This window comes from Phyllobacterium sp. SYP-B3895, from assembly GCF_009647635.1.
Taxonomy (GTDB): domain Bacteria; phylum Pseudomonadota; class Alphaproteobacteria; order Rhizobiales; family Rhizobiaceae; genus Phyllobacterium; species Phyllobacterium pellucidum.
Genome location: NZ_WJIG01000001.1, coordinates 498001 through 515783, shown reverse-complemented (window position 1 = coordinate 515783; position 17783 = coordinate 498001). Strand labels below are relative to the sequence as shown.

At 59.5% G+C, this 17783-nt stretch carries 19 protein-coding genes; 9 read left to right on the top strand and 10 right to left on the bottom strand.

The window, feature by feature from the left end; translation table 11 throughout:
* Positions 1-4: 4 nt before the first annotated feature.
* The 4 genes from GF108_RS02490 to GF108_RS02475 are packed head-to-tail and all read left to right on the top strand — an operon-like array spanning position 5 to position 5073.
* Positions 5-1120 carry an ABC transporter ATP-binding protein gene (locus tag GF108_RS02490; RefSeq protein WP_153666741.1) on the top strand — a complete coding sequence of 372 codons (1116 nt, stop codon included), beginning with the start codon at positions 5-7 and terminating at the stop codon, positions 1118-1120.
* Between the two features lie 11 nt (positions 1121-1131).
* Complete coding sequence (locus GF108_RS02485) at positions 1132-2655, top strand: GMC oxidoreductase (RefSeq protein WP_153666740.1); 1524 nt, start codon at positions 1132-1134, stop codon at positions 2653-2655.
* A complete protein-coding gene (locus tag GF108_RS02480) occupies positions 2652-3416 on the top strand; it encodes a 3-ketoacyl-ACP reductase (RefSeq protein ID WP_153666739.1) in 765 nt (254 codons plus the stop codon). Before GF108_RS02485 ends, GF108_RS02480 begins: the two co-directional genes overlap by 4 nt.
* A gap of 1 nt (position 3417) precedes the next feature.
* Positions 3418-5073 (top strand): GMC family oxidoreductase, encoded by a 1656-nt coding sequence (locus GF108_RS02475; RefSeq protein WP_153666738.1) that lies wholly within the window; start codon positions 3418-3420, stop codon positions 5071-5073.
* A 51-nt stretch (positions 5074-5124) separates the two neighbouring features.
* Here GF108_RS02475 and GF108_RS02470 read toward each other — a convergent pair whose 3' ends face one another.
* Together GF108_RS02470 and GF108_RS02465 are read right to left on the bottom strand one after the other, a co-directional pair.
* Positions 5125-5379 (bottom strand): DUF982 domain-containing protein, encoded by a 255-nt coding sequence (locus tag GF108_RS02470; protein WP_153666737.1) that lies wholly within the window; start codon positions 5377-5379, stop codon positions 5125-5127.
* Positions 5380-5535: 156 nt separating this feature from the next.
* Entirely contained in the window at positions 5536-6723 is a 1188-nt protein-coding gene (locus GF108_RS02465) for an MFS transporter (RefSeq protein ID WP_246663821.1), read from the bottom strand.
* A gap of 260 nt (positions 6724-6983) precedes the next feature.
* Here GF108_RS02465 and GF108_RS02460 point away from each other — a divergent pair, with 260 nt between their 5' ends.
* On the top strand, positions 6984-7409 hold the full coding sequence (locus GF108_RS02460; RefSeq protein ID WP_153666735.1) for a DUF4864 domain-containing protein: 426 nt from the start codon (positions 6984-6986) through the stop codon (positions 7407-7409).
* Here GF108_RS02460 and GF108_RS02455 read toward each other — a convergent pair.
* Positions 7402-8037 (bottom strand): transglutaminase-like cysteine peptidase, encoded by a 636-nt coding sequence (locus GF108_RS02455; RefSeq protein ID WP_153666734.1) that lies wholly within the window; start codon positions 8035-8037, stop codon positions 7402-7404. The genes GF108_RS02460 and GF108_RS02455 overlap by 8 nt on opposite strands.
* A 663-nt stretch (positions 8038-8700) precedes the next feature.
* Between GF108_RS02455 and GF108_RS22305 the strand changes: the two genes are divergently transcribed.
* A complete protein-coding gene (locus GF108_RS22305) occupies positions 8701-9411 on the top strand; it encodes a hypothetical protein (protein WP_153666733.1) in 711 nt (236 codons plus the stop codon).
* A 120-nt stretch (positions 9412-9531) separates the two neighbouring features.
* Here the strand turns inward: GF108_RS22305 and GF108_RS22575 are convergent, their stop codons facing one another.
* Complete coding sequence (locus GF108_RS22575) at positions 9532-9663, bottom strand: hypothetical protein (RefSeq protein WP_255453086.1); 132 nt, start codon at positions 9661-9663, stop codon at positions 9532-9534.
* 183 nt (positions 9664-9846) lie between these two features.
* Between GF108_RS22575 and GF108_RS02445 the strand changes: the two genes are divergently transcribed.
* Entirely contained in the window at positions 9847-10248 is a 402-nt protein-coding gene (locus tag GF108_RS02445; RefSeq protein WP_153666732.1) for an SgcJ/EcaC family oxidoreductase, read from the top strand.
* Between the two features lie 28 nt (positions 10249-10276).
* Here GF108_RS02445 and GF108_RS02440 read toward each other — a convergent pair whose 3' ends face one another.
* Complete coding sequence (locus GF108_RS02440) at positions 10277-10744, bottom strand: DUF2721 domain-containing protein (RefSeq protein ID WP_153666731.1); 468 nt, start codon at positions 10742-10744, stop codon at positions 10277-10279.
* An 81-nt stretch (positions 10745-10825) separates the two neighbouring features.
* On the opposite strand from GF108_RS02440, the gene GF108_RS02435 reads away from it, so the two are divergent.
* Both GF108_RS02435 and GF108_RS02430 read left to right on the top strand, forming a co-directional pair.
* On the top strand, positions 10826-11272 hold the full coding sequence (locus GF108_RS02435; RefSeq protein WP_153666730.1) for a DUF1810 domain-containing protein: 447 nt from the start codon (positions 10826-10828) through the stop codon (positions 11270-11272).
* A 35-nt stretch (positions 11273-11307) separates the two neighbouring features.
* A complete protein-coding gene (locus tag GF108_RS02430; protein ID WP_153666729.1) occupies positions 11308-11616 on the top strand; it encodes an MliC family protein in 309 nt (102 codons plus the stop codon).
* Between the two features lie 49 nt (positions 11617-11665).
* Here the strand turns inward: GF108_RS02430 and GF108_RS02425 are convergent, their stop codons facing one another.
* From GF108_RS02425 to GF108_RS02405, 5 genes are all read right to left on the bottom strand, one after another.
* The gene (locus GF108_RS02425) at positions 11666-12448 is read right to left on the bottom strand and encodes a 3-hydroxybutyrate dehydrogenase (protein WP_153666728.1); all 783 of its coding nucleotides are present in this window, start codon (positions 12446-12448) and stop codon (positions 11666-11668) included.
* A gap of 25 nt (positions 12449-12473) precedes the next feature.
* On the bottom strand, positions 12474-13232 hold the full coding sequence (locus tag GF108_RS02420) for an acetoacetate decarboxylase (RefSeq protein ID WP_153666727.1): 759 nt from the start codon (positions 13230-13232) through the stop codon (positions 12474-12476).
* Positions 13233-13271: 39 nt separating this feature from the next.
* Positions 13272-14450 (bottom strand): patatin-like phospholipase family protein, encoded by a 1179-nt coding sequence (locus GF108_RS02415; RefSeq protein WP_153666726.1) that lies wholly within the window; start codon positions 14448-14450, stop codon positions 13272-13274.
* Positions 14451-14624: 174 nt separating this feature from the next.
* Complete coding sequence (locus tag GF108_RS02410; protein ID WP_153666725.1) at positions 14625-16157, bottom strand: trimethylamine methyltransferase family protein; 1533 nt, start codon at positions 16155-16157, stop codon at positions 14625-14627.
* Between the two features lie 43 nt (positions 16158-16200).
* Positions 16201-17760: an ABC transporter substrate-binding protein gene (locus tag GF108_RS02405; protein ID WP_153666724.1), complete on the bottom strand. Its 1560-nt coding sequence runs from the start codon at positions 17758-17760 to the stop codon at positions 16201-16203.
* Positions 17761-17783 lie beyond the last annotated feature (23 nt).

Genomic DNA, 17783 nt, shown 5'->3' with positions numbered 1-17783 from the left:
ATCAATGTCATTTCTCAAGATCCAAGACCTGCATAAGTCCTACGGCAACGTGCCGATCCTGAAGGACATCAATATCGAGATCGATGAAGGCGGCTTCCTCGTCCTCGTCGGACCCTCCGGATGCGGCAAGTCGACCCTGCTCAATACCATTGCCGGGCTGGAACCGATCACGTCAGGCGACATCTCGATCAAGGGCAAGTCGATCAGCGGATTGCACCCCTCCAAGCGCGACATCGCGATGGTGTTCCAGTCCTATGCGCTCTACCCGAACATGACCGTGGCCGGAAACATTGCCTTCGGCATGGAAATTCGCGGTATCGCCAGGGAGGAGCGCGAAAAGGCCATCAAGCAGGTCGCCGACATGCTGCAGATCGGCCATCTGCTCCACCGCAAGCCGAGCCAGCTTTCCGGCGGGCAGCGCCAGCGCGTGGCGATGGGCCGTGCGCTCGTGCGCAATCCACAGGTGTTCCTCTTCGACGAGCCGCTCTCCAACCTCGATGCCAAGCTGCGCGTCGATATGCGCACCGAGATCAAGCGTCTTCACCAGCGCATGAAGACGACGATCGTCTATGTGACCCACGACCAGATCGAGGCGATGACGCTGGCAACAAAAATCGCGGTCCTGAAAGACGGCGTATTGCAGCAGTTCGGTACGCCGGCGGAAATCTACAACAATCCAACCAACATCTTCGTCGCCGACTTCATGGGCTCACCGGCCATGAACCTGCTCAAGGCCAAGATCGAAGGTGGCGCCAACGATCTCGCGGTCGTGCTCGAGCGCCCCGACATGGAACCGTTGCGCCTGCCGATCAAGACCAATAACGCCCTCGTTGCATTCACGGGCAAGGATGTGATTTTCGGCATCCGCCCGGAAGCGTTGACCGATCCTGATGGCGCGGATCGCAACGCGGGTTCACTCGTCGAAGGCGAATGTTTCATCGAAGTGGTCGAGCCTGCAGGCTCCGACACTTTCGCGGTCACCAAGCTCGGCGGCAAGGAGGTCGTTGCACGTCTGCGTGCGGATGCGCCAATATCCGCCGGCACGAGAACGGCGCTCGCCTTCAATCTCGACAAGGCGGTTTTCTTCGATCCGCAATCGCAATTGCGCATCGGAGCCTGATCGACGGCGTCATGACCACCAGTCCCACACCGAACGCGGCCGCAGATATCATTATCATCGGCTCAGGCATCGGCGGCGCCACGATCGCCGCCGGGCTCGCCGGTTCGGGAGCAAGGATCACCATCCTGGAAGCGGGCGATCACCTGGCGGACCGGCCGGAGAACCGCGATCCGCGCGCCATCTTCCAGCGTGGTTTCTTTCGGCCGAAGGAAAGCTGGTACGACGAGTCCGGCAAACCCTTCAAACCGGGCAATTACTATAATGTCGGTGGCAATTCGAAGTTCTATGGAGCGGTGCTGACGCGTTACCGCGCCGAGGATTTCGCGGAGATGCAGCATCTCGAAGGTGTCTCCCCGGCATGGCCTTTTGCTTACGAGGAACTCGAGCCCTGGTACAGCAAGGCCGAACAATTGTTTCAGGTGAGAGGAACACTCGGCGAAGACCCGACCGAGCCGTTTCATTCAGCGCCCTACAACTTCCCACCCGTGCCAGACGAAGCGCCCATCGCCGCGCTTCGCTCCCGGTTGAAGAAGGTGGGCGTTCATCCGGCATCGCTGCCATTGGGCGTCGATATCGATACCTGGCTGAAGCACGGAAAAACCCCTTGGGATGCCCATCCGAACAGCTTCAACGGCAAGATGGACGCGGAAACCACCGCGCTCGCCGCCGCGCGGAAACACGAGAATGTCCGGCTCGAAACGAATGCGCGGGTCACCCGCCTCGAGACCGCAGCCGATGGCAAGTCAATCGCCGCAGTCCATTACGAGCAGAATGGCGCAAGGCATATCGTGCGACCGAAGCTCGTCGTACTCTCGGCCGGAGCGGTCCAGTCCGCCGTACTCCTGCTGCGCTCGGCCGACGATGCCAATCCCGCCGGGCTCTCCAATCGCTCGGACCAGGTTGGCCGCAACTTTATGAACCACAACCTTTCGGCCGTCATCGGGTTCGATCCACGCTTCAAAAATGACAGCGTCTACCAGAAGACGTTCGGCTTCAATGATTTCTATCTGTCCGATGGCGATGGCGGCGCGCCGCTCGGCAATGTGCAATTGCTCGGTCGGATCAGCGGCGCGGTTTTGAAATCCGATCTTCGGATGGTGCCGGAATGGGCGCTTGACAGATTCTGCGCGCATACGGTGGATTTCCTTGCCATGAGCGAGGATGTGCCAAAGCCCGAAAGCCGGGTGCGCATTGATGGCGACAGGATCATTCTCGAGTGGATCCGCAGCAACTGGCCGGCCCATTTGAGGCTGGTGGCCCGGATCAAGTCGACCCTGCGCGCGGCCGGCTTCCCGCTTGTGCTCTCCAAGGCCTTCGACCGCAAGACGCCGTCGCATCAGTGTGGCACCGTTCGAATGGGCAGCGACCCCGCGACCGCGCCGCTCGATATTTATTGCCGGGCTTTTGACCACCCTAATCTGTTCGTTGTCGATGCCGCGTTCCTGCCGACGTCAGCAGCGGTCAACCCGGCGCTGACGATCGCGGCCCAGGCTCTGCGCGTCGCGGATAATATCGTCAGAAAGGAATTGTCATGAAGCCGGTCGCCCTCGTCACCGGAGCGCGCCGCGGGATCGGCCTTGGCATCGCCAGGGCGCTGGCGGGCAAGGGTTTCGATCTCGCCATCACGGATATCGCCAATGACGAAACAGCTGAGGCAGCGGTCGCCACACTGGCAGGCCTCGGGGCGAAGGTCTCGTTTCACACGGCTGACATTGCCGCTCTCGCCGGCCATGCCGCGACGATTGAGGGCGTGCTCGACACCCATGGCCGCATCGACTGTCTCGTCAACAATGCCGGCATCGGTTCAAAGGTACGGGGTGACTTCCTCGACCTTGAGCCGGCTAATTTCGACGCTATTGTCTCCGTCAATCTGCGCGGCACCGTTTTCTTCACGCAAGCCGCCTTGCGCGCCATGCTGGCGCAACAGGAAAGCGCCACATCGCGCACCATAATCAACGTTACCTCGGTTTCCGCCGAGATGACTTCGCCCGAACGTCTCGACTATTGCCTGACGAAGGCGGCGCTCGCGTCCTTCACGCAGGGGCTCGCGGTGCGTCTTGCCGATCAGGGAATCAGCGTTTTCGATGTGCGTCCCGGGATCATCCGTTCCGACATGACCGCCGTTGCCGCTGCAAAATACGACAAGCTTATTGCCGAGGGCCTTGTTCCGATGAAGCGCTGGGGCGAGCCCGACGATCTCGGCCGTATCGTGGCCGCTCTTGCCAGCGGCGATTTCAACTTTGCCACGGGCTCGATCATCAATGCCGATGGCGCCCTTTCTATAAGCAGGCTCTAGAATGACCTATGATTACATCATAACCGGCGCGGGACCCGCAGGCTGCGTTCTCGCCAATCGCCTGAGCGAAGATCCGGAGGTTTCGGTACTGTTGCTTGAAGCCGGGGGCGGGGACTGGAACCCGCTTTTCCATATGCCGGCCGGTTTCGCCAAGATGACCAAGGGTGTCGCCAGTTGGGGCTGGTCGACGGTGCCGCAGAAGCACATGAACAACCGCGTCTTGCGCTATACGCAAGCAAAAGTCATTGGTGGCGGATCAAGCATCAATGCCCAGCTTTATACGCGCGGAAATGCAACCGACTACGACCTGTGGGCACGGGAGGACGGTTGTACTGGGTGGAGTTATCGCGACGTTCTGCCTTATTTCAAGCGCGCCGAAGACAATCAGCGCTACGCCGACGATTATCATGCCTATGGCGGGCCGCTCGGCGTCTCGATGCCCGCGGCCACCCTGCCGATCTGCGATGCCTATATCCGGGCAGGACAGGAACTCGGCATTCCCTACAACCACGATTTCAACGGCCAGCAGCAAGCGGGCGTCGGGTTCTATCAACTGACCCAGCGCAATCGCCGCCGCTCATCGGCGTCGATGGCCTATCTCGCTCCAATCAGCGAGCGCAAGAACCTGACGATTCGCTTGGGCGCGCAGGTGTCCCGGATCCTTGCCGAGAAGGGGCGGGCGGTCGGCGTCGAGATCATCAAGGGCAATGCGCGCGAGACAATCCGCGCCGAACGCGAGGTTCTCGTCAGTTCGGGTGCAATCGGATCGCCTAAGCTGCTGCTCCAGTCCGGCATCGGCCCGGCCGATCATCTGAAGAGCGTAGGGGCGCGGGTAACGCATGATCTGCCCGGCGTCGGCGAGAACATGCAGGATCACCTGGACCTTTTCGTCATTTGCGAATGCACGGGCGATCACACCTATGATGGTGTCGCCAAACTGCACCGCACACTGTGGGCGGGCATCCAATACGTGCTTTTCCGTACCGGTCCAGTTGCGTCGAGCCTGTTTGAAACGGGCGGCTTCTGGTATGCGGATCCCGATGCGCGCTCACCGGACATCCAGTTCCATCTTGGACTGGGCTCGGGTATCGAAGCCGGCGTCGAGCGGCTCAAGAACGCCGGCGTCACCTTGAACTCAGCCTATCTTCATCCCCGATCGCGCGGGACGGTGCGGTTGCAGTCTTCCGATCCGAATGCCGCTCCCCTGATCGACCCCAATTACTGGAGCGATCCGCATGACCGGAAAATGTCGATCGAAGGCCTGAAGATCGCCCGCGAGATCATGAGCCAGGCGGCCCTGAAACCCTATGTGATGGCGGAACGCCTGCCGGGGCCGAGGTATAATTCCGACGAGGAACTCTTTGAATATGGTTGCGCCAATGCGAAGACCGACCATCACCCTGTCGGGACCTGCAAGATGGGGTCGGACAATATGGCTGTGGTCGATCTCGAACTGAAAGTCCGCGGCATCGAGGGGCTGCGCGTGTGCGACAGTTCGGTGATGCCGCGCGTTCCCTCGTGCAATACAAATGCGCCGACGATCATGATGGGCGAGAAGGGTTCAGACATTATCCGGCAGCGCACACCATTGCCGCCGGCGATCTTCAGCCATGAAATGAATGAAAGGCGTCCGCGGGCGCGAGCAGATATTCGCTGAAGGGCAGTCGGGCGGCCGATGCCGCCCGCATATGTTGGCTCGAACGCCTTATCAATGCAAATGTGGGTCGAGGAAAACGCCGGCTTCACGCGCGGCGCTGATGAAGGCATGCCGCGCCTTGTGCGCAGGCTTCCAGCCGTCGAGTGCGTCGAGGCAGGCTTGCAATGCCCGCCTGTAACCCGGTCCCTTTTTCGTGGGCCAGTACGTTCGCAGGCATTCTATCGCTTCCCATACCGTGGACACGGCGCGTTGTCCGGCCGCTCCAACTGTGATCATGACGGGGATGGGAAACCGCTTGTCGTTCATTACTTCCTCCATGGAATGTAGGACAGTCTAGTTGCAACAAGTTGCAGGCTAAACTGACCACGGTAATGCGTCGGGAGTCAGTCTGGTTCCATGACAATCTGGCGAATTTTCGTGATCGTCATCGCTTACGAATCACTCGGTACTTCGGCGAGCGTATCACCGTTCTTTGGGGCGTACCAACCAGCCATAGACGGCCGCACCGGCGAGGAGCAAACTCGTGCCGAGGAACACCGCGCGCATGCCGATGTGACCGCCGACGAAGCCCCCAGCCAGTGGGCCCACAACTTGTCCGACATATTGCGAGGAGGTGGCATAGCCGAGGATGCTGCCTGCCGCATTGTCGGGGACATTGTGGCGGATCACCGCGGTGATGCACGGCAACAATCCGCCCAGGGAAAGCCCCATCAGGAATCGCAGCACGATCAACTGCCAGCTCTCGGTTACGAAGGCCTGGGGAACGAGAAGCAGCGCCGATACGCCGAGCGCCCCGACGATGATGTTCCAATGCCCCACCCGGTCGGCCAGTTTGCCGAGCCTCGACGCCGAAAGGATGCTGCCGAGCGCCGCCGCCGACATGACGACGCCGGCGACGAGCGTGATCTTGGCCGGATCGGCGACCAGCTGCGCCACGTAGACGGTGATGATCGGTTCGATCGACATATTGGCGAGCATCAGCAGCATGCCGGCAAGCAGCATCACGACAACTGGCCGCTTGTCGGGAATGGCACTCCATCCGCCAAGCCGTTTCTCTGACCGGGCCTTGGGCGGGCGCCACTCTTCCTTGATGAAGAAGCTTGTGGCGAGGAAAGTAATGAAAATCACCCCGCCAGCCAGCCAGAAAGTCTGGCGAATGCCGATGAGCGGCGGCAGCGCGCCGCCGATGAGCGGACCGACGAGATTGCCTGCCATGATGCCGGCGGAAAGCGTGCCGAGTGCCCAGGCGGTGCGTGCCTTTGGTGTTTGCGTCGCAACCAGGACCGTCGAGCCCGAGGCATAGCCGCCGAGCAGGCCCGTGAGCAGGCGCAGGAACACGAGCATCCAGATGTTTGTTGCCATCCCGATCAGCGACATGGCGATCGCCATGCCGAGGCTGGCACGGATGAGCATCAGCTTGCGTCCATAGAGATCGGCGAGCCGGCCCCACAGCGGCGCAACAAGGGCGGCGGTGAAGAATGTCGCGCCATAGGCGATGCCGGACCATTGCACGATCGCCGCGTGGTCGCTCACACCGAGTTCTTCGACATAGAGCGGCAGAAACGGCAGGATGAGCGTCATCGCAACGATGGTGGTGAACGAGCCAAGCAGGCAGACAACGAGGTTCTGCCGCCAATAACGCGATTCCATTACGCTTTGGCCCGAGGCCGGGCGATTGTCAGTCATGATCTGTGAAGGGGTTTTGTGCGGGTGGGCATGGAAGAAATAAGTCGCGCCGGGAGCCTGGCGCGCCTCTCATTGCAAGAGCGTGATTGTGGGCGTAGTTTTTCACCACTGCGCCGCAAATAGCAATCGCAGTTGGCGACCTCGGCGGCAACAAATCGCAAGACCCAGCAGCGGCAGTGATACGCGCATCTACTTCAAGTGGCACTGGGATGTAGGAGGAGACCATGACGATCAGGGCATTCGGCTTTAGCGCGGCTTTATGCACTGCTCTTGTCCTGGGCGGACCGCTGCGGGCAGAGGAACCTGTCGATTCGGCGCAGCTCATCATCAGGAACCAGATCGCCGCCTTCCTCAGCAACGATGCCGCTACCGCCTATTCGTTTGCGTCACCCACGATCCAGGAGAAGTTCCTAAACCAGAACCTCTTCTTCGATATGGTGAAGCGCGCTTACCAGCCGGTTTTCCGGCCGGGAAACTTCGCGTTTGGCCGCAGCAGGATCGAGGGCGACCAGGTCATACAGGAAGTCTTGATCACTGGCCCGGACGGCAAGGACTGGACGGCCATCTACCAGCTGGTGAAGCAACCGGATGGCGGCTACAAGATCAACGGGGTGCAGATCCTCCAATCCGCACCCGGCCCTGCTATTTGATGCTGGCGGTGGTGGTGTAGTCGAGTTTCACCTTGGCGGTGGTCGTGACCGGAATTGCTCTTCCAATACGTTCCCAGCCTGCCGATGTTTGCGACTGGCGCGCATAGTAACGATAGGATGTGCTTGACCAGTCACGCACCGAATTGTTGCGGCTGTCGAGAATGAGATCGCCGTCGGAGGTGCGCGCTGTCAGGACGACATGGCCTTCATTGCTGAATGGAAGCCGCGCGACGGTCAGCAGCAACGAGGCCGCGGGCCAACCGCGCCGCATCAACTCGCGCTTCTTCAGGATAGCGAAGTCCTCGCAGTCACCCGCCTTGGTCGGGATCGTCCAGACATCGTCGACACCATTTGTCTGCATGTCGCTCTGTTGGCGGATCGAGGAGTTGACGCTCATGTTGACGGCTTGCAACTGCTTGCGTTTTTCACCTGTGAGTTGCACCACCTTGGCGCCTGAGCGCGTGTTGCAAAGGCTGGCATAGTGATTGCAGAACGATTGGAAGGCAGGCGGGCCAAATCCCTTGCCCTTGAGTTCCATTTCGGTCCCGTCGGCACGGGCGGGTATTGAAGCAAAGACCCCCAGGCAACAGCCTGCGGACAGGATCACGAGCGAAAATTTGCGCAACATGCTGTGTTCTCCCAAAGATCGGCAGGGACGAATTGGCGCGTCAGGGCGGTAAAATCGTGTCTAAGATCCTGAATTTGTGATTCAACGGTTAACACGGCGTTACGCACTGATCGTCGCGACTTTGACGCCGTCTTTTTCTTAAACGTACTTATTTATGGTTACGAAAGTATGTACTGGAACACAGGACGCCTCATTACCCGGCGCTTACTCCCGGGTTAGATAATACGGTATAACCCCCCGTTTTGCATCAATCTTTTTACATCGTTTATAAGCAGCATTGTTATGTATCAATACCACAACCTTAAGTTTACATATTTGGCAAGCAATAAAGCCATCAATGGCTAGGTGATAGATAACAACATTACCCTGATGTGTGGAGTTGCTTAATAACAATAACACTTGGGGAAATGTCACATGCGTATAACAAACAACAATAAAAACCAGAGCAGACGCAGCGTTTTATTCGCCGTTATGACGATTTCAACCTTGGGTCTGGTTTCAACTCTCCTTCAGACGGCGCCAAGCTATGCTGAGGGCCGGCGCGCATTGTTTGCGAGCGCCGCACAGTGCAGGCAGCTCAACGACGGTAATGTTGGGCTTTGCTGCTATGCCTTGAACAAACGGTCGATCCTCAGCAAGCAGCAACTTGACATGTGCCCGCCCATGACCACGGCGGCCATCAGCCAGCCATCCAGCTGGACCCATGACAATGGCAACGTATCGGACAATAGCCGCAGCGGTCGTTCAAAGGGCGGCGCGGGCAAGGGCGGTTCAGGCACGTCCGGCGGTACGAATTCGGCAAGCAATAATGGTGGCGGTACGGGTGGTAGCCCGAGCGGTACTAGCGGGCCGAGTGGTCCTAGCGGCCCAAGTGGTCCGAGCGGCCCCAGTGGTCCAAGTGGTCCAAGTGGTCCGAGCGGCCCAACTGGTCCAAGTGGCCCGACTGGTCCAAGTGGCCCGAGCGATCCATCTGGTCCGAGCGATCCGTCCGGTCCGAGTGATCCTTCCGGCCCGAGCGATCCAGGCAATTGCGGACCGGGCGAACACGGCGGCAAGCATGGTCACGGCAAGGGCGATAAGGGCGACCATGGCGATCGTGGTCATAAGGGCGACCGAGGCGACAAGGGCGGCTGGGGCGACAAAGACCACAAGGGTGACGACAAGGACCACAAGGGCGATGATCGTGACCACAAGGGCGACAAGGACAAGGACAACCACGACAAGAACGACAAGAACGATAAGAACGACAAGAACGACAAGGATAAGGACGATCGCGGCAAAGGCGATAACGGCAAGAGTGACAACGGCCGGGGCGACAACAATGGCCGCGGCGGCAACAGCGGTGGTGGCGGCCACGGCAATGGCGGTCACTGATTGCTAATCCAGTCGGTCCATAAGGCATGAAAAATAGAAAAGCCCCGTTCTCGCGACGGGGCTTTTTTACTGCGGCTGCCAAGCAGGAAAATCGCCGCGAAGGATCGCAGCCGGCACGACCTACGGGCGAAGCATCCACCCCGCGGAGATGACGAGTGTCGTTGTTATGATGAAGACGATGACGTAGGGAAGCACCGGCGTAAGGTAGGGTTCGTACTCCGCCCTTGGCGGAGTGGGATCGTCCGGTTCCATCTCCACTACCTCGAAAAGAATGAAAGAGGCCCGGCCAGGCAAATATTCAGGGGGTATGGGAAACCGGGCCCCTGCTGGGGTCAATCAGCCGTTTAAGTGTGCACGCATGTCGGTGCCCCTTCAATTAATCGCCGTCTCGCTATAATTTCTTAGGACCGAGCTAACGTGGACTGGGAGAGACAGATGAGCGACGACGAGCAGGCGATTCGCACCCTCGTGGAAACCTGGTTTTCCGCAAGCAAATCTGGCGATACCGCGACCATTCTCGATCTCATGACCGACGATGTTATCTTCATGGTCTCCGGGCAAAAGCCATTTGGCAAAGCTGCATTTGCTGCGACGATGAAATCGATGAAGCAGGTTCGCATGGACGGCGCCTATCACATTCAGGAAGTCAATGTGCTTGGCGAATGGGCATATTTACGTAACTATATCAGGCTGGAAGTTACGCCTGCCGACGGAGCTACCGTCCATCGTTCCGGCTATACGCTGACGATCCTCCGCAAGGATAGCGATGGCCGGTGGCGTTTGGCGCGCGACGCCAATCTGCTCAGCCGCGAGGAGGCCTATTCCACCTTCGCCTGATCGTGGATGGGCTTTGCACTGCGTTCTCTTATTTGCGTTTGCGCTGGTCGCGGGCTATCTGCCGCAACATGCTTTGGCTCGCGGTCAGAATTTCGAACAGGAATGCGATGAGCGCGCCGACCAGGGCGAAGACGGCTCCGGCAAAAAGCCAATAGAGTACGTGTTCGCGAAAGCCCGAGCGGCCGATGGCACCACCGAGCAGCGACACGATCGCAAGGCAGGTCAACACGCCCGCAAGAGTGCCAAACACCACGGCGATCTCCAGCGCGAGCGTGCGGAAACGCAGGTAACTGAGTTGAGTCAGCCGTGCTGTATTGAGTTCGTGGTCGGCGCCGATTAAGTCCGAGATCTGATTGACGCGATCGGAGAGACGGGCGAGGCGGGAGACAAAGGCATTGAGGAAGCCCGCGGTACCGGCAAGCAGGAAGACCGGCGTCAGCGCCGTCTCGAGCGTGTTGACGATTGATACGATGACAGGCGACGACGTGGCATCCATAAGCATTCCCCCAATGTATACATCGTTGCCGCCGCACATTATTCCAGTCAAGATGGCTTGGGCAACACGGAGGAGGTTCATATGCCGCCGGAGGATCCCTTCAACCTCGCGCGATTTGTGACAGCGCAGGCCCCCGTCTATCAGCAGGTGCTGCTTGAATTGCGCGCGGGACTAAAGCAGAGCCACTGGATGTGGTTCATCTTCCCGCAATTGCGCGAACTTGGCCGTTCATCGACTGCGAAATTCTATGGCATCGCTTCGCTTGACGAGGCGCGCTCCTATCTCGACCACCCGCTCCTGGGAAGCCGGCTCGAAGAATGTACCAACACGGTTCTGGCTATCCGCGGGACGACCTTGCATGGAATCTTCGGTTCGCCCGACGACATAAAGTTTCGCTCGAGCATGACATTGTTTTCGCTGGCAGCGCCCGGCACCGACAGTCCCTACCAACGGGCGCTTGACTATTGGTGCGACGGTGTACCTGATAAAAACACGCTGGCGTTGATCGACAACGGCAGCGGCGAATAGCTCGCCTTTTACATCTAAGCCGAGGGGTATTGCGTATGAATTCAAGGTTGATCTTCGGGATCTGCGGGTTTGCTCTGGCGTTCGTGCCGGTAGCTGCGCTTGCAAAGGACGTGAAATATAAGTGCGCCGACGGCTCCCACCTCACCGCCAGCTTCACGCCACCGGGCGATGGCTTCGGCACGGTCGATCTCGTCTTCGCCGGTAGCGGCGATACCTATACCCTGCCGCAGGCGCTCTCGGCCGACGGCGGACGCTATGCCGATGAAAATACCGAGTTCTGGACCAAGGGCAGGGAAGCGAAATTGACGCGCAACGGCAGCAGCACGACCTGCCAGGAGGAGTAGAAACCGCGTGGAGTCTTCCCCATGAACTGGAAAGACCCCACTTCCCGATCTATTGCATGAACCAGCCGTGGCTCACGACCAGCGATTGTCCGGTCAAAGCATTTGTCCTAGAGCCGGCAAAGTAAAGTACGGCGTCCGCCACGTCGTCGGTCGTCGTAAATTCGCCGTCGACCGTATCCTTCAGCATGACATTCTTGATGACTTGTTCCTCGGTTATGCCGAGTTCCTTGGCCTGTTCGGGTATCTGCTTCTCGACCAGCGGCGTGCGCACGAAACCGGGGCATACGACATTGGCACTGACATTGTGCTCGGCACCCTCCTTGGCCACCACCTTGGCAAGACCGATAAGGCCGTGTTTGGCCGTGACGTAAGGCGCCTTGAGTTTGGAGGCTTCCTTGGAATGGACGGAACCCATGTAAACGACCCGGCCGTAATTGGCTGCGTACATGTGCTTGAGACAGGCTCTTGTCGTCAGGAAAGCACCGTCGAGATGGATCGACAGCAGCTTCTTCCAGTCGGCAAACGGAAAATCGACAATCGGCTTGACGATCTGGATGCCGGCATTGCTGACGAGAATGTCGATCTTGCCATATTTGGCGATGACGTCGGCAACGCCCTTATCCACTTCCGCTTCGTCGGTCACGTTCATTGCCACTGCAAAGGCGTCACCGCCATTCGCCTTGAACTCATCGGCGGCGGCGTTGGCGGCGTCAATGTTGAGATCGGCAATCACGGGAGTGCCGCCCTCAGCGGCAAAGCGCAGCGCGATCTCCTTGCCAATGCCGCTTGCAGCGCCCGTTATGATTGCAACTCTTCCTGTAAAGCGAGACATGCTCCACCTCTTTGCTGTTCGGAAATCAATCCTGTTTCAGATAATCGAAAACGACTTCGCCAAGGCCAAGGGTAAGGTCGGCAACATAGTGGCTCGCCGAGATCACTTCGCGCACCGGAAGACGGGCGACGTCGCACATCGCGTGTTCGTAGAGTTGCAGGGCAGCCGGGCCAGACCATGCGCCTTTCAAGGTCACATCCTCGAAATAGTAGCGCACCAGTTCGCAAATGCGCGGCGTGCAATCGACATGGGGGATAATCTTGATCATGAAGGCCGGTTTTGTGAGCGCCTTCTTTAAGGGCTCGAGATCGAGCTCCCTGTGTTTGTAGCCCATCGTTGCCGTGACGCAGAGGACGCTGCCATAGTGCAGCGTGCCGACGATTGTCTCCTGTTCGTGGCTGAGCTTTGGTGATGCGAGCTTTTTCGGAAAACCCCATATCTCGCGCCCGCCGGCAATCGGCGAGTTGTCGTCGAGATACATGGCGTGAACATAGCCGCCTTCCTGCACCTCGCCGGAGGGAGTCCTGAAACGAACAGGAATGACCTGGCCGGTTTCCGTGTAGTCGCCGAAGCCGGTCGAGTCCGGCATGCGGATGAATTCATAGGCGACAGTATCGCCAATGACTTCAAGCGGTTCCGGCACTACGGCGCGCAAGGCGTCGGGATCGGTCCTGTAATTGATCACCACGAATTCGCGGTTGTAGAATTTGTAAGGCGGCTTAGGATATGCCGGATCATTAAGCGGCATGGCGAAGGCTTTGGCGCGGACATCTTCGATATTCATGGGTGTGCTCGCTGCTCGTTGGGAGACGGGTTTGATAGTCTAGGCTAAGTCAAACGTGGCGACACCGTCCGGCGTATCGGGGCGTTCCAGCACTTCGGGATGCCGCAGCGTACGAACCGCGTCATTGTACCCCGAAGCCCAGTGCTCCTCCATCGTCAGGCGGGAGAATTCATAGTCCTTGGATGTTCCCTCATAGGATCGTGCGCGATAGATCAGTTGCACGATGTTGTAGACGGTTTCATCGGCCTGCTCGATCAGAAGCTTGGTCTCGTCATCGGCCGCTGCCAGCGTTTCCTTGGGCACCATCTTGAGCAGATGCTTGAGCGCCCGGCGCAGGCGCTGCGCCCGCTTGAACTGGTCCGTGGCGGCGCGGGTACGGCTCGAAAAGCGTATTTCCTTCTGGCGCAGCTCAATGCCTACGAGGTCGCGCGGGATTTCACCGCGTGCGCTCCAGAGGTCAACCTGGAAAGCCAGCGTATCCTTGCGCGGATAGCTCTCGAGCACCCATTGCAGCGGCGTGTTGGAGATCAGTCCGCCATCCCAATAATATTCCCCTTCGATTCGCGTCGCCGGGAAGCCCGGCGGAAGCGCGCCGCTCGCCATGATATGGTCGGGCGTGATGTGGTGGGTCGTGCTGTCGAAATATTCGAAGTTTCCAGAGCGAACATTGACCGCACCGACGCTGAAGCGTGTTCCCCCTTCATTGATCCGGTCGAAATCGACAAGCTCTTCGAGCGTTGCCTTAAGTGGTGCGACATCATAAAAGCTCTCGGCCTCCATGCTGCCAGCTGGCGAAATGAAGGGAGGCAGCGGCCGCGGGATGAAAAAGCCCGGCGCGCCGCCCACCATGGTGCCAAAGGCCTGCGCCTGGTTGACGAAGCCATGGGCCATGTCGCCCCTTGCAGCAAGCTTGCCGAGCCAGGCCGAAGCCAGTGACGCGACGCCAAGCGGCGGCTCGGTGACCGCTTCCCAGAATTTGCGCAGCGCATCGACGCGCCGCTCGGGCGCATTGCCGGCAATGAGCGCCGAATTGATGGCGCCAATCGATATGCCTGCAACCCAGTCGGGGTGAAGGTCCGATTCGGCGAGCGCCTGGTAGACGCCGGCCTGATAGGAGCCGAGCGCGCCGCCGCCCTGGAGGAGCAGGGCGATCCGCTCGAAGGGTGGACGCTTGCTTGTATGGTGGGTCTTTTTTCTCGGCGTGCGATTGACGGTCATGCGGGCCAATCCGGTTTATGAGAGGTCGCTTCGATCACGCCCGCGGAAAGGTTTGCGGCTGGTGTGATGACAGCCGGCATCGATCCCACAAGACTGTCAGGACTATATACAGGAATTCAAAAGCCGAACAGGCCACATCGATGCGACCTGTTCGCTACTATCGGCTCGCGACGGTCAAAACTTGCCGGCGTGGATTTCCTCCTTGCGCCTTGCCACATAGGCGTCCAGCGCTTCATCGACACCGGGGTCGAGCGGCGGCTGCTCATAGGTGCGCAAAAGGTCTTTCCAGATCGCATTGGCGCGGTCCGTGCCACTGCGCGCCCCGCTTTCCGACCAGTTTTCGAAATTGCGCCAGTCCGAGAGCATCGGCTCGTAGAACGCGTTCTCGAAGCGCGCGAGCGTGTGGCCTGTGCCGAAGAAGTGACCACCGGGTCCGACCTCGCTGATGGCATCGACCGCAAGACTGTCCTCATCGACGAGAATAGGATCGAGGAAGCTGCGCATCATCTGCAGCATTTCAGCATCGAGAATGAGCTTCTCGAACGAAGCCGTCAGCCCGCCTTCGAGCCATCCGGCGGCGTGTTCGATCAGGCTTACTCCGCCCATGATCGTACTCCATAGCGACATGCCACTCTCATAGGCGGCCTGCACGTCGACCAGATTCGAGGCCGTCACATTCGATGAGCGGAAGGGCACGTTGTAGCGCCGCGACAGCTGGCCAGACGCAATCTGCGCCTTGGCATATTCCGGCGTGCCGAACGCCGGTGATCCGGTGCGCATGTCGACATTGGAGGTGAAACCGCCGTAAAGCACCGGCGCGCCTGGCGCAACGACCTGCGACAGCGTCATCAGGGCAAGCGCTTCGGCATTTTGCTGCGTCAGGGCGCCGGCGATCGTCACTGGACTCATGGCACCCGAAAGGGTGAAAGGCGTGAGCGCCACCGGCTGGCCGGCGCGGGCCATGGCGCAGAGACCCTCGCCCATTGGAATATCGAGCCGCAAGGGCGAGTTGGAGTTGACGACGGTGAGCGCCGCCGGCTTTGCCCGCAGTTCCTCGCGCGTCTGTCCGAGCGTGATGCAGAGCATTTCGATCGCATCCTCGACCCGGTAGCCGCCAAGCGCCCAGCACTGCCAGTTCTTGTCGGTGAGCCGGATCGCGGCAAGGTAGAAATCGAGATGACGCGAATCAGGTGGCAGATCGGTCGGCTCGCACGGACACCCGCCCTCCTGATGGATCACATTCAGTTGCTGGACCACCCGGATATAATCGCACATATCCGCATAATTGCCGGCGCGCCGGCCCCGGTCAGTATCGTGGACGAAGGCCGGACCGCCGGTCGCGGCAAAGATCAGGCTGCCATCGCCGACGGTCAGATTGCGTGCCGGATTGCGCGCCTGCAGCGTAAAGCTGGACGGTACGGTCCGTATTTTTTCCTCGACCATCGCCGGATCGAACCGCACCCGCAGATTGGACATGTCGATGTCCGCTCCCGCAGCTTTGAGAAGCGTGCGGCTTTCGTCGTGCAGGATCTCGATACCGGTCTCCGACAGAAGCCGCAATGAAGCGCGGTGGATCGCTTCGATCTCGTCCGTGCTCAGGATCGCAATCGGCGGATAGCGGTTGGTAACACCGCCAAACGGCATCTGCCGCACCGACCCCGCGCTCGCAAGGCGGCGCTCGCGCCTGTTCAACATGCTCCGGGCCATGATGGCCTCCTTTTCATGCCGGGTTGCCCCGAACCCTGGGAAATCAGCTCTTGCTGAACCGCGTTACGTCGAGATAGCCGTCGGCCATGATGCAGGGCTTCAATCCCTTGCGCACGACCGCAGCAAACGTCTCGTGCGTGAGGAAGATGAAGCCGCCGGATTGCTCCATGATGTCCTGCATCTTCTTGTAGATGACGGAGCGCTTGTCCTTGTCGGTTTCCTTCATGCCGTCGAGGTAAAGCTGTTCGAACTCCGGGCTGTCGAACTGCGACCAGTTGTAGACGCCGATCTGCGACGGGCGGAACCAGGTCAGGTTCTCGGATGGATCGACGCCGCCGGCAAAACTCATCAGCACCATCTCGAGCGTCTTGTAGGTATCGCCCGAACTCTTGTCGCCGAGTGTCCAGTAGACGCCGTCATCATAGGTCTTGATGTCGACGGTAACGCCCACGGCACCGAACACCGCCTGGATAATCTGGCACGTCAGCTGGCTGGTCTTGTCGTTTTGCGCGGCAAGCTCGATCTTCAGATCGGAAACACCGGCTTCTTCGAGCAGTGCCTGCGCCTTGGCGGCGTCGGCGGGGAAGAGAATCGCCTCCCGATGACCTATCATTGAAGGCGGCACGACACCCGTCGCCGGGGCCGCCAGCCCGGAATAGGAACCGTCCATGATCTGGTTGACGTCGAGGGCATATTGCAGGGCACGGCGAACCTTTTCGTCGGCAAACTTCGGGTTGCCGAGATTGATCGCGAGCCAGACGAAGCGGTTGCCGTTCATCTCGATGAGTTCCGTTTCGGCCGGAAGCTTTTCGCGATAGTTCGCGAGCGTGTTGAGGCTGATCTTCGTGTATTGCAGCGACTTCGATTCATAGGCGAGGGCGGCAGAGTCGTCGTCCGTCACGATCTCGAAGCGCACCTTCGGGAACGTCGGAGCAGGCCCTTTCCACTTCGGGTTGGGCGCGAGGGTGATGTTCTGCTTAGGTACCCATTTCTCGATGATGTAGGGACCGGCGGTGGCAGGAGCTTCGGTGGTAAACTTACCGCCGGCAGCCTCGACAGCCTTCTTGCAGACGATATGGCCCATGTAATAGGGCAATGTCGTAACGAAGAACGGCGCTGACGGCGCTTTCAGGTGGATGATGCCGGACCGCTCGCCTGTCACCTCCACCTTGTCCAGCGCATCGAAGGCGTAGGCCCATGCGGATTTGTTTTCAGGATTGGCGACACGCTCGAATGAGAACTTGACGTCTTCCGCCGACACCGGACCGAAATCGCCGGTCCATTCCAGCCAGTCGTTGAGCTTGAACTCGATCTCTGTCGGGGACTTCTGGTTGAGTTCGCTTGCGCCATAAAGCGTCCAGTTCGCCGCGCCCGAGCGCACATCATCGAGGCGATTGAGTGAGACGAAGAGGCAACGGCCGATCTCCTCCTCGAGCAGCCCGTTCTGGAACGCCGGGTCGAGAACTTCGATGTCCGAGGCGCCGCGTACGACGAGCGTGTCGCCCTCCACGGCATAGGAAAGACCCGGCCGCATGGCGAGGGCGGACATGCCCGCCGCGGCGCCGAGAAGGAAGTGTCTGCGATTGAGCGAAACTGCATGCATTGTTCTGATCCCTCTTTTGTTAT

What these genes read in the sequence shown, in the direction of transcription:
- GF108_RS02490 (WP_153666741.1), top strand. Translation starts at nt 5, where the DNA reads ATGTCATTTCTCAAGATCCAAGACCTGCATAAGTCCTACGGCAACGTG.
- GF108_RS02485 (WP_153666740.1), top strand. Translation starts at nt 1,132, where the DNA reads ATGACCACCAGTCCCACACCGAACGCGGCCGCAGATATCATTATCATC.
- GF108_RS02480 (WP_153666739.1), top strand. Translation starts at nt 2,652, where the DNA reads ATGAAGCCGGTCGCCCTCGTCACCGGAGCGCGCCGCGGGATCGGCCTT.
- GF108_RS02475 (WP_153666738.1), top strand. Translation starts at nt 3,418, where the DNA reads ATGACCTATGATTACATCATAACCGGCGCGGGACCCGCAGGCTGCGTT.
- GF108_RS02470 (WP_153666737.1), bottom strand. Translation starts at nt 5,379, where the DNA reads ATGAACGACAAGCGGTTTCCCATCCCCGTCATGATCACAGTTGGAGCG.
- GF108_RS02465 (WP_246663821.1), bottom strand. Translation starts at nt 6,723, where the DNA reads ATGGAATCGCGTTATTGGCGGCAGAACCTCGTTGTCTGCCTGCTTGGC.
- GF108_RS02460 (WP_153666735.1), top strand. Translation starts at nt 6,984, where the DNA reads ATGACGATCAGGGCATTCGGCTTTAGCGCGGCTTTATGCACTGCTCTT.
- GF108_RS02455 (WP_153666734.1), bottom strand. Translation starts at nt 8,037, where the DNA reads ATGTTGCGCAAATTTTCGCTCGTGATCCTGTCCGCAGGCTGTTGCCTG.
- GF108_RS22305 (WP_153666733.1), top strand. Translation starts at nt 8,701, where the DNA reads ATGACCACGGCGGCCATCAGCCAGCCATCCAGCTGGACCCATGACAAT.
- GF108_RS22575 (WP_255453086.1), bottom strand. Translation starts at nt 9,663, where the DNA reads ATGGAACCGGACGATCCCACTCCGCCAAGGGCGGAGTACGAACCCTAC.
- GF108_RS02445 (WP_153666732.1), top strand. Translation starts at nt 9,847, where the DNA reads ATGAGCGACGACGAGCAGGCGATTCGCACCCTCGTGGAAACCTGGTTT.
- GF108_RS02440 (WP_153666731.1), bottom strand. Translation starts at nt 10,744, where the DNA reads ATGGATGCCACGTCGTCGCCTGTCATCGTATCAATCGTCAACACGCTC.
- GF108_RS02435 (WP_153666730.1), top strand. Translation starts at nt 10,826, where the DNA reads ATGCCGCCGGAGGATCCCTTCAACCTCGCGCGATTTGTGACAGCGCAG.
- GF108_RS02430 (WP_153666729.1), top strand. Translation starts at nt 11,308, where the DNA reads ATGAATTCAAGGTTGATCTTCGGGATCTGCGGGTTTGCTCTGGCGTTC.
- GF108_RS02425 (WP_153666728.1), bottom strand. Translation starts at nt 12,448, where the DNA reads ATGTCTCGCTTTACAGGAAGAGTTGCAATCATAACGGGCGCTGCAAGC.
- GF108_RS02420 (WP_153666727.1), bottom strand. Translation starts at nt 13,232, where the DNA reads ATGAATATCGAAGATGTCCGCGCCAAAGCCTTCGCCATGCCGCTTAAT.
- GF108_RS02415 (WP_153666726.1), bottom strand. Translation starts at nt 14,450, where the DNA reads ATGACCGTCAATCGCACGCCGAGAAAAAAGACCCACCATACAAGCAAG.
- GF108_RS02410 (WP_153666725.1), bottom strand. Translation starts at nt 16,157, where the DNA reads ATGGCCCGGAGCATGTTGAACAGGCGCGAGCGCCGCCTTGCGAGCGCG.
- GF108_RS02405 (WP_153666724.1), bottom strand. Translation starts at nt 17,760, where the DNA reads ATGCATGCAGTTTCGCTCAATCGCAGACACTTCCTTCTCGGCGCCGCG.